Source organism: Rhodococcus sp. ENV425 (assembly GCF_002887785.1).
Classification (GTDB): domain Bacteria; phylum Actinomycetota; class Actinomycetes; order Mycobacteriales; family Mycobacteriaceae; genus Rhodococcus; species Rhodococcus aetherivorans.
Map to the genome: position 1 here is coordinate 899 of NZ_PCZU01000241.1, position 8,918 is coordinate 9,816.

At 69.7% G+C, this 8,918-nt stretch carries 10 protein-coding genes and 1 pseudogene; 6 read left to right on the top strand and 5 right to left on the bottom strand.

The window, feature by feature from the left end; genetic code table 11:
- The 4 genes and pseudogenes from CQZ88_RS20785 to CQZ88_RS20800 all read left to right on the top strand — a co-directional run.
- Positions 1–502: pseudogene (locus CQZ88_RS20785) on the top strand (DUF1707 domain-containing protein); the annotation flags it as partial.
- Positions 499–1,050, top strand: coding sequence for a hypothetical protein (locus tag CQZ88_RS20790; protein ID WP_231385976.1), 552 nt, complete (start codon positions 499–501; stop codon positions 1,048–1,050). The pseudogene CQZ88_RS20785 and the gene CQZ88_RS20790, both read left to right, overlap by 4 nt.
- Positions 1,051–1,170: 120 nt before the next feature.
- Complete coding sequence (locus CQZ88_RS20795; protein WP_006932293.1) at positions 1,171–1,728, top strand: PadR family transcriptional regulator; 558 nt, start codon at positions 1,171–1,173, stop codon at positions 1,726–1,728.
- Positions 1,721–2,809, top strand: a complete 1,089-nt coding sequence (locus tag CQZ88_RS20800; protein ID WP_006932291.1) for an inositol-3-phosphate synthase — start codon at positions 1,721–1,723, stop codon at positions 2,807–2,809. The genes CQZ88_RS20795 and CQZ88_RS20800 overlap by 8 nt, the downstream gene beginning before the upstream one ends.
- 96 nt (positions 2,810–2,905) lie before the next feature.
- On the opposite strand, the gene CQZ88_RS20805 is transcribed toward CQZ88_RS20800, so the two are convergent.
- Genes CQZ88_RS20805 through CQZ88_RS20815 form a run of 3 tightly spaced genes read right to left on the bottom strand, consistent with a single transcriptional unit; the run spans position 2,906 to position 5,972 of the window.
- Positions 2,906–3,658 carry an SDR family oxidoreductase gene (locus CQZ88_RS20805; RefSeq protein WP_006932290.1) on the bottom strand — a complete coding sequence of 251 codons (753 nt, stop codon included), beginning with the start codon at positions 3,656–3,658 and terminating at the stop codon, positions 2,906–2,908.
- On the bottom strand, positions 3,655–4,725 hold the full coding sequence (locus CQZ88_RS20810) for a phosphotransferase family protein (RefSeq protein ID WP_102800229.1): 1,071 nt from the start codon (positions 4,723–4,725) through the stop codon (positions 3,655–3,657). Before CQZ88_RS20810 ends, CQZ88_RS20805 begins: the two co-directional genes overlap by 4 nt.
- Positions 4,722–5,972, bottom strand: coding sequence for an acyl-CoA dehydrogenase family protein (locus CQZ88_RS20815; RefSeq protein ID WP_029546715.1), 1,251 nt, complete (start codon positions 5,970–5,972; stop codon positions 4,722–4,724). Before CQZ88_RS20815 ends, CQZ88_RS20810 begins: the two co-directional genes overlap by 4 nt.
- An 82-nt stretch (positions 5,973–6,054) precedes the next feature.
- Here CQZ88_RS20815 and CQZ88_RS20820 point away from each other — a divergent pair, with 82 nt between their 5' ends.
- Positions 6,055–6,618, top strand: a complete 564-nt coding sequence (locus CQZ88_RS20820; RefSeq protein ID WP_006932287.1) for a TetR/AcrR family transcriptional regulator — start codon at positions 6,055–6,057, stop codon at positions 6,616–6,618.
- Here the strand turns inward: CQZ88_RS20820 and CQZ88_RS20825 are convergent.
- Positions 6,596–7,315, bottom strand: a complete 720-nt coding sequence (locus CQZ88_RS20825; protein ID WP_029546716.1) for a class I SAM-dependent methyltransferase — start codon at positions 7,313–7,315, stop codon at positions 6,596–6,598. The genes CQZ88_RS20820 and CQZ88_RS20825 overlap by 23 nt on opposite strands.
- 116 nt (positions 7,316–7,431) lie before the next feature.
- On the opposite strand from CQZ88_RS20825, the gene CQZ88_RS20830 reads away from it, so the two are divergent.
- Positions 7,432–8,136 (top strand): TetR/AcrR family transcriptional regulator, encoded by a 705-nt coding sequence (locus CQZ88_RS20830; protein ID WP_029546717.1) that lies wholly within the window; start codon positions 7,432–7,434, stop codon positions 8,134–8,136.
- Here CQZ88_RS20830 and CQZ88_RS31460 read toward each other — a convergent pair.
- Positions 8,039–8,918 (bottom strand): penicillin-binding transpeptidase domain-containing protein (locus CQZ88_RS31460; protein WP_258008701.1); only part of this gene is annotated, 880 nt, incomplete at its 5' end. The two genes, CQZ88_RS20830 and CQZ88_RS31460, sit on opposite strands and share 98 nt — an antisense overlap.

Consider the following 8,918-nt stretch of genomic DNA (forward strand, 5'->3'; position numbering starts at 1 on the left):
GCAGGCGCTGTACCTCGACCCGGCGGCGCTGCGACCGGTCGTGGTGCCGACGCCGAGCCTGGTGACCCGGGCGGGCCTCGAGCAGTACCGGGCCGACCACCTGGCGGCGTTCGGGAACACGCTCGTCGACAAGGTGGACTTCTTCGAGCAGCACGCGAGCATCACCCGCTCCGTCCCCGACGTCCCGGACCGCATGGTGTCGTACACCTACCGCGGCGGTTTCGACCCGGACCATGCGCCCCGGACCCGTGCCGTGGACACCCCGGTGGTCGACCTGGCGACGCTGGACGTCGACGAGATCGCCCGCTACGTCGCGGGGGCGCCGCAGAGCGTCGGCGTGCCGGACGGCACGGTCGGCCACATCTCGGTCGGCTTCTCGTACGACCAGCCGTCGGTGCGCATCTTCGTGCGCAACACGGCGGGCGAGACCGGATTCCTCGAGGTGACGCCGCAGGGCGAACTGATCGAGCTGCATCGGTTCGAGAACCGGGGGACCCGGTGAGGGCCCGGCGTGTGGTGATCGCGGCGACGACCGTCGCGGTGGGGGCCGTGACGGGCGCGCTGGCGGGAGTCGTCGGGAACGCGGCGGACGGGCCGGAGCCGCTGCCGGACCTGACGTCGCCGCAGGGGCTGGCCCGGTTCGTCGAGGACTATCGGGCCGAGTTCGGCGACACGCTGGTCGACGACCTGACCCTGTTCCCGGAGCATGCGTCGTTCGACCGGGCGGTGGCCGGCGATCCGCACCGGTATCTCTCGTACACCTTCGACGGCGAGTTCGACTCGTGGAGCAGTCCGAGTACCCGGCCGTCGGATGCGGTGGCCTTCGATCTGGCGGGCCTGGACCTGGTCGCGGTGTCGGAGATGATCCTCGGCGCTCCCGCGACGCTGCGGGTGCCCGACGGCCGGGTGGAGCAGGTCGGCGTCGACGTCGACGACGAGGGCCGGGCCACGGTCGTGGTCCACGCGCAGCGTCCCGGCACCGATCAGGGCGGGCATCTCGTCTTCGCGTTCGACGGCACGCCGATCGCGGTGTTCCCGTACGAACCCTGACCGATTTACCGATACCCGTTGTTACATGCACTCCGCTCCAGTATCGTCCTATATATCGGTGCGATATAATCGACAATCGCATCACTCGGATAAGTTCATCGACACGGTGGAGGAGGCCCTTTGCTCGAGCTGGCAATCCTCGGGCTGCTCCTCGAGTCGCCCATGCACGGCTACGAGCTCCGCAAACGACTGACCGGACTGCTCGGCGCGTTCCGCGCCTTTTCCTACGGTTCCCTCTACCCGACGCTGCGACGTATGCAGGCCGACGGACTCATCGAGGAGGACTCGGGAGCACCCGGCACCGTCATGCGACGAGCCCGTCGCGTGTACCAGCTCACCCCGGAGGGCCGTAAGCGCTTCTCCGAGCTGGTGGCCGACACCGGGCCGCAGAACTACACCGACGACGGTTTCGGCGTGCACCTCGCCTTCTTCAGCCGCACCCCCGCCGAGGCGCGGATGCGGATCCTCGAGGGCAGGCGCCGCCAGGTCGAGGAGCGCAGAGAAGGGCTCCGCGACGCAATCGGGCGGGCGAGCGGCACCTTGGACCGCTACACCCGTCAGCTTCATCAGCTCGGGCTCGAGTCGAGCGAGCGCGAGGTCCGCTGGCTCAACGAATTGATCGCCGCCGAGCAGTCGACAGCACAACGCAACACAGAAGGAGAACCCGACCATGGGTGAGAACAGCACCTCGGTGCGCGTGGCCATTGTAGGCGTGGGGAACTGTGCCTCGTCCCTGGTCCAGGGCGTCGAGTACTACAAGGACGCGGAGGCGGGCACCACCGTTCCGGGCCTGATGCATGTCGAGTTCGGCCGGTACCACGTGCGCGACGTCCAGTTCGTCGCCGCGTTCGACGTGGACGCGAAGAAGGTCGGCTTCGACCTCTCCGAGGCGATCTTCGCCAGCGAGAACAACACCATCAAGATCGCCGACGTGCCGCCGAGCGGCGTCACCGTCCAGCGCGGCCACACCCTCGACGGCATCGGCAAGTACTACGCCGAGACCATCGAGCTCTCCGAGGCCGAGCCCGTGGACGTCGTGCAGGCGCTGAAGGACGCGAAGGTCGACGTGCTCGTGTCCTACCTGCCCGTCGGTTCCGAAGAGGCCGACAAGTTCTACGCCCAGTGCTGCATCGACGCCGGCGTCGCCTTCGTCAACGCGCTGCCCGTGTTCATCGCCTCCGACCCGGAGTGGGCCGCCAAGTTCACCGAGGCCGGCGTCCCGATCGTCGGCGACGACATCAAGTCGCAGGTCGGCGCCACCATCACCCACCGCGTGATGGCGAAGCTGTTCGAGGACCGCGGTGTGCAGCTCGACCGCACCATGCAGCTCAACGTCGGCGGCAACATGGACTTCAAGAACATGCTCGAGCGTGAGCGCCTCGAGTCGAAGAAGATCTCCAAGACCCAGGCCGTCACCTCCAACCTCAAGAAGGAGATGGGCGCCAACGACGTCCACATCGGCCCGTCCGACCACGTCGGCTGGCTCGACGACCGCAAGTGGGCGTACGTCCGCCTCGAGGGCCGCGCCTTCGGTGACGTGCCGCTGAACCTCGAGTACAAGCTCGAGGTGTGGGACTCGCCCAACTCGGCCGGCATCATCATCGACGCCATCCGCGCCGCGAAGATCGCCAAGGACCGCGGCATCGGCGGCCCCGTGCTGCCGGCCTCCGCCTACCTGATGAAGTCCCCGCCGGTCCAGATGGCCGACGACAAGGCTCGCGCCGAGCTCGAGGCCTTCATCATCGGCGCCGACGCCTGATCCGCGGCTTCCACCGCCTCTGTGGCCGAATGTCACATTCCTTCGATCCAACTGAAGGAATGTGACATTCGGCCACTTCGCGTCGGGGGCGGGAACTCACACCATCCGGCTGACGACGGACAGCGGCAGCACCTTCATCGCATAGGCGAGCGGCGTCCACGGCCAGCTCGGGACGTACGCCTTGTGCGGTTCCTTCTCGATCGCGGCCGCCAGCGCGCGGCACCCGGTCTCGGTGTCGACGATGAACGGCACGTTCTCGACCTTCTCGTTGATCTCCGAGCGGATGAACCCCGGGAAGATCGTGCTCACCCGGATGCCCGTGCGGGCCAGGTCCGCACGCATGCCCTCGCCGAGCGCCGCGACGGCGGCCTTCGACGCCGCGTACGTCGTGAGATTGCGCGGCATCCCGCGCACCGCACTCACCGACGAGATCAGCACCACGTGACCGGCGTTGCGGGGGCGCATGAGCTCGAGGGCGGCCTCGCTCTGCGCCAGCGCGCCCAGGAAATTGGTGTTCGCCGTCTGCGCATTGGCGCGGAAGTAGCCCGTGCCCAGCGGCTGTCCCTTGCCCAGGCCCGCGTTGACGATCACCCGGTCGAGGCCGCCGAGTTCGTCGTCGAACTCCCGGAACACCGTGAACACGTCCTCGTGCCGGTCCACGTCGAGCCGCCGCACCGCGACGGTGATGCCCGGGTGCTTCGCGAGCAGTTCGTCGCGCAACTCCTCGAGTCGCTCGATCCGTCGCGCCGCGAGGGCGAGGTTGCGTCCCCGCGCGGCGAATTCGCGGGCCATGCCGGCGCCGAGGCCGGAGCTCGCGCCGGTGATCAGGATGTTCCTCCGCGTGCTCATGCACGTCCCCCCTCGATCTCGTCGATCAGCGTGTTGCACCGCGAGTCCAGGTAGCCGACGATCACCCAGAAGTCCTTGAACGCCGGGTTGGTGGTCTGCCCGTGGTGGTAGCGGTAGTAGATCTGCTGGGCGATCACCGCGAGCCGGAAGAGCCCGAAGACCTCGTAGAAGCCCCAGTTGTCCACGGCGAGGCCGGTCTTCTGCGAGTAGTAGTCGACGATCTCGCGGCGGGTGAGCATGCCCGGCAGGTCCGACGGCTGCCGCTTGGTGGCGACCAGCATCGGATCGTCGTCCGCCTGCACCCAGTAGGCGAGGGACGAGCCGAGATCCATGAGCGGATCGCCGACGGTGGCCAGCTCCCAGTCCAGCACCGCGACGGGCTGCAGCGGGTCGTGCTCGTCGAGCACCACGTTGTCGAGCCGGAAGTCCCCGTGGATGACCGCCGATGCCACGTCGGCGGGCTGGGTCTCGTCCAGCCACTTGGTGACCCGCGCGAAGTCCGGGACGTTCTCGGTGCGCGCCTTCTCGTAGCGCGCGGTCCATCCCGCGACCTGGCGCGCGACATACCCCGAGCCGCGACTGAATTCGCTCAGACCCGTGGACGCGGGGTCGACGCCGTGCAGTTCGACGAGCAGGTCGACGATCCGCAGGCACAGCGTGCGGGTGCGCTCGGGTGTCAGGTCGAGCTCGGCCGGCGGGTTCGCCCGCAGGATCGTCCCCGGTACCCGCTCCATCACGTAGAAGTCGCTGCCGAGCACGCTGTGGTCGGTGCACAGGCCGACCATGCGCGGCACGTACCGGTAGGCGGGCGCGAGCAGCGACTGGATGCGGTACTCGCGGACCATGTCGTGACCGGAGGACGGCTTGGCTCCCACCGGCGGCCGGCGCAGCACGAGGGCCCGGGCGGGGGAGCGCAACAGATAGGTGAGATTCGAAGCGCCACCGGAGAACTGGTGGACCTCGGGGGTCCCGGCGATGCCGGCGTGCTCGCCGAGCCAGGCCGCGACGGCCGCGACGTCGAAGGTGTCCTCGTCGCGGACGGCGCGGGCGTTGTCGGGAATCGTCACTTGCGCCCCTCCGGGTTGTTGTACTTGCCGAGTTCGAAGCGGGCCACCAGGCCCTGGTGCACCTCGTCGGGGCCGTCGGCCAGGCGCAGCGCCCGCGCGGCCGTCCAGGCACCGGCGAGCGGGAAGTCGTCCGAAAGACCTGCGCCGCCATGGATCTGGATGGCGAAGTCGATCACCTGCTGCACCACGCGCGGGGTGGCGACCTTGATCTCGGAGACGGCGGAACGCGCGCCGGACAGGCCCTGGGTGTCGAGCAGCCAGGCGGTGTGCAGCACGAGCAGCCGCAGCTGATTGATCGCGATGCGGGCGTCGGCGATGCGCTCGCGGTTGCCGCCGAGGTTGACCAGGGGCTTGCCGAACGCGACGCGGTCGAGGCCCCGGCGGCAGGCGAGTTCGAGGGCGTGCTCGGCGAGCCCGATCAGGCGCATGCAGTGGTGGACGCGGCCGGGACCGAGGCGGCCCTGGGCGATCTCGAATCCGCGGCCGGGGCCGGCGATGATCGCGTCGAGCGGCAGGCGCACGTCGGTGAACGACACCTCGCCGTGGCCGCCGGGCTCGTCGTAGAAGCCCATGGCGGACAGCATCCGCTCGACCTTCACCCCGGGGGTGTCGATCGGCACCAGCACCATCGAGTGCTGCTGGTGCTTGGGTGCGTGCGGGTCGGTGAGGCCCATGAAGATGAGGATCTTGCAGTCGGGGCTGCCGATGCCCGTGCTCCACCACTTGCTTCCGTTGAGCACCACCTCGTCGCCCTCGACGACGGCGGTGGCCGCCATGTTCGTCGCGTCCGAGGACGCGACACCGGGCTCGGTCATGCAGAACGCCGAGCGGATCTCGCCGTCGAGGAGGGGACGCAGCCAGCGTTCCTTCTGTTCGGGGCTGCCGTAGTGGTAGAGCACCTCCATGTTGCCGGTGTCCGGGGCGTCGCAGTTGAAGATCGACGACCGGAACGGGGAGCGGCCCATCTCCTCCGCCAGGGGGGCGTATTCGACGTTCGACAGGCCCGCACCGAGTTCGGAATCGGGGAGGAAGAGGTTCCACAGGCCCTGGGCGCGGGCCTTGCGCTGCAGTTCGCGGAACTCGTCGGGCACCGACCACGTCGCGGCACCCGAGCTGTCGCCGCGCGCCGCGAAGGGGGCGACCCGCTCCCGGCGCAGCCGCTCCTCCACGGGCACCACCTCGGTGGCGACGAAGCTGCGCAGCCGCTCGAGATACTCGCGCGAGCGTTCCGATTGACCGAAATCCATGAGGCCTCCGTGGCTCTAACTGAGCAATGCTTAGTTAGACTAGCCGGGCGCGCAGCACACCATCAAGAGGGAGGGACCATCCGTGAGCACCGAGAAGCGGCGGCGCCTGCCTCCGGAGGAACGCAAACGCCAGCTCGTCGCCATCGGCCTGCAGGAACTGGCCGCCCGGCCCATCCATGCGTTGTCCGTCGACCGGGTCGCCGAGATCGCCGGGATCTCCCGGGGTCTGCTGTTCCGCTACTTCCCCACCAAACAGGACTTCTACGTCGCCGTCGTGGCCGCGGCCGCGCGGCGCCTGCTGCGGGCCGCGGTCCCTGATCCCGACGACACCGATCCGTTGCGCGCCGTCGTGTATGCCTTCGTCTCGTTCATCGACCGGCACGGGCAGAACTATCAGGCGCTGTTCCACGGCGGATTCGGCGCCGACCCACAGATCCGGGAGATCCGCGAGGCCATGCGGGGCACCATGGTCGAACGGACCCTGACCGCGCTCGGCACCGAGGGCGACGCATGGACGATCATGCGGTTGCGGGGCTGGTGGGCGATGGTCGAGTCGCTCTCGATCGACCGGACCGCCGAGCCGTCCGTGTCGGTCGACGACGTCGTCGACCATGCCGTCCGGCTCATCCGCGAGGACCGGGTCTGACCGCCACCAGGCAGCCGGTCGACGGCCGGATCTCGTGGAAGGCCGGCTCGTCGAATCCGGCCCTCCGCAGTGCGCCCGCGTAGTTGCGGACGTCGACGGCGGCGATCGGGTCGACCGCCCGGGCGACGTCCGAGGCGCCGGCCTCGTCGTGACGGTGGCGCATCGCACGGGTCAGGACCCGCACCGCGATCGGGCGGATCCGGTCGGTGGGGTACATGTCGGCGAGCAGCAACCGGCCGCCCGGACGGAGCACCCGGAAGAACTGGGCCAGCGCGTCGTCGCGCCGGCCTTCGGGGATGTGGTGCATCGAGAACGTCGCGGTCACCGCGTCGAACGACTCGTCGGGGTCGTCGAGCTCCTGCGCCGTACCGACGCGGAACTCGCAGTGGGGCAGCCTTCGCGCCCGTGCGGTCGCGTGGTCGATCATCTGCCGCGACGGGTCCACCCCCACCACGTGCCCCGTGGGACCGACCCGCTCGGCCAGAACGCGGGCGAATGCCCCCGGTCCGCAACCGATGTCGAGAACGGCCTGCCCGCGCTGGAGGCCGAGCAGGTCCGCCGCCGCGGCGTCGACCCGCGATCGCCGACCGGCGAAGAAGATCGTGTTGAAGGCGGCATAACCACGGACCCGGGTGATCAGCACCCCCGGTCCGTCGTCGTGGACGGTGGACTGTCGCTGGAAGTCGTTGTGTCTCATGGCTCCATGGTTACGACGGTCGCCGCGCGACGCCAGGAGCGAAACCCCGGAAAGTGTCCGGTTCCGGACACTCGGGCGCACAATGTGCGGTAACGCCGACGACCACAGGAGAACCCGTGCCGCCCACCGAGGACCGCCGTGTCCGACGGACCCGCAACGAACTGCACCGAGCGCTGATCGAGTTGCTCACCGAGAAGGGCTACGACCGCGTCTCCGTCCGCGACATCCTCGATCGCGCCGACGTCGGCCGCTCCACGTTCTACCACCACTTCCGCGACAAGGACGACCTGCTGGTGGTCAGCTGCACCGAATACGTGCAGCGGGCCGTCGAGGAACGCGCTCGGGGACGGCAGACGCCGTGGGGACCGGTGCGCACCGTGTTCGACCTGTGCGAGCAGCACCCGCGGTTGTACGAGGCGCTGGCCGGCCGGCGCAGCGACGCCGTGCTCGTGCGCGCCACCACCCACATGGTCCACGAGGTCCTCGCCGGCCACCTGCGCGAACAGTGCGAGGCGGGGGAGGCGGAGTGTGATCCGGCGGTGCGGTTCCTCGCGTGGGGGATCGTCGGCCTGTTCGGTCCTGTCGCCGCGGGCGAGCTGACGGCCGCGCAGGCGTTCGCCACGTTCGAGGCCGCGACGCGACCGTGGCGTCTCTCGGACCCCGGGCCGGTCCGACCCGGGGGTCCGGCGGCGGTACCGCTCACCCCCACGGCGGCGCCATCACCTATCCGGGAATCTGGATCGTCACGCCCGGCAGGACCTCGATCTGCTGCGGCACCTGGATCTCCGGCGGCAGCTCCACCGGCGGCGCCGGGATCGTGATCGGCGGCAGCTCCGGCAGCTGCAGCTGGGGCAGCTGCACGGGCGCCGGGGCGTTGTTTGACGGGGCCGTCACCCCGGTGTCGACGGGCACGCCCGCCTGCCCGCCGATCGGCTCGGGCCACGGGAAGCTCTCGACCTCGGTGCCCTCGAGGGCACCGTCCATCGTGCCCTTCCAGATGTCCGACGGCAGCATCGAACCGTAGATCGACCCGCCCCAGCTGTTCGTGATCGCGGTGCCGTCCGGCGTGCCGACCCACACCGCGGTCGACAGCGACGGGGTGTACCCGACCATCCAGGCGTCCTTGTTCAGGCCGGTGTCACCGAGCTGGGTGGTCCCGGTCTTCGCCGCCGACGGCCGCCCGCCCGCGAGCGCGTGTCCGCGCGAGTACGCGGCGATCGGCTGCATCGCCTGCGTGACGTTGTCCGCGACGGCCGGGTCGAGGCGCTGCTCGCCCGGGGACGCGGGCCGGTCCAGCAGCACCTCGCCCTCCGCGTTGACGACCCGCTGCACGAAGTACGGCTGGTGGTAGGTCCCCGACGCGGCGAGCGTGGCGTACGCCGACGCCATGTCGATCACCCGCGACTGGTACTGGCCCAGCACGATGCCGCCCTCCGGCGCGCCGCCGTTGTGGCTGAGCGTGGGGCCCTCGATGCCGGGAATCTCGAGCGGGATGCCGGCCTCGTGGGCGGCGTCGGCGATCTTCTGCGGCCCGTCCTCCATGGCCAGCATCAGCCGGTAGAAGCTGGTGTTCAGCGACCGCTTCAGCGCCTCGGCGATGGTG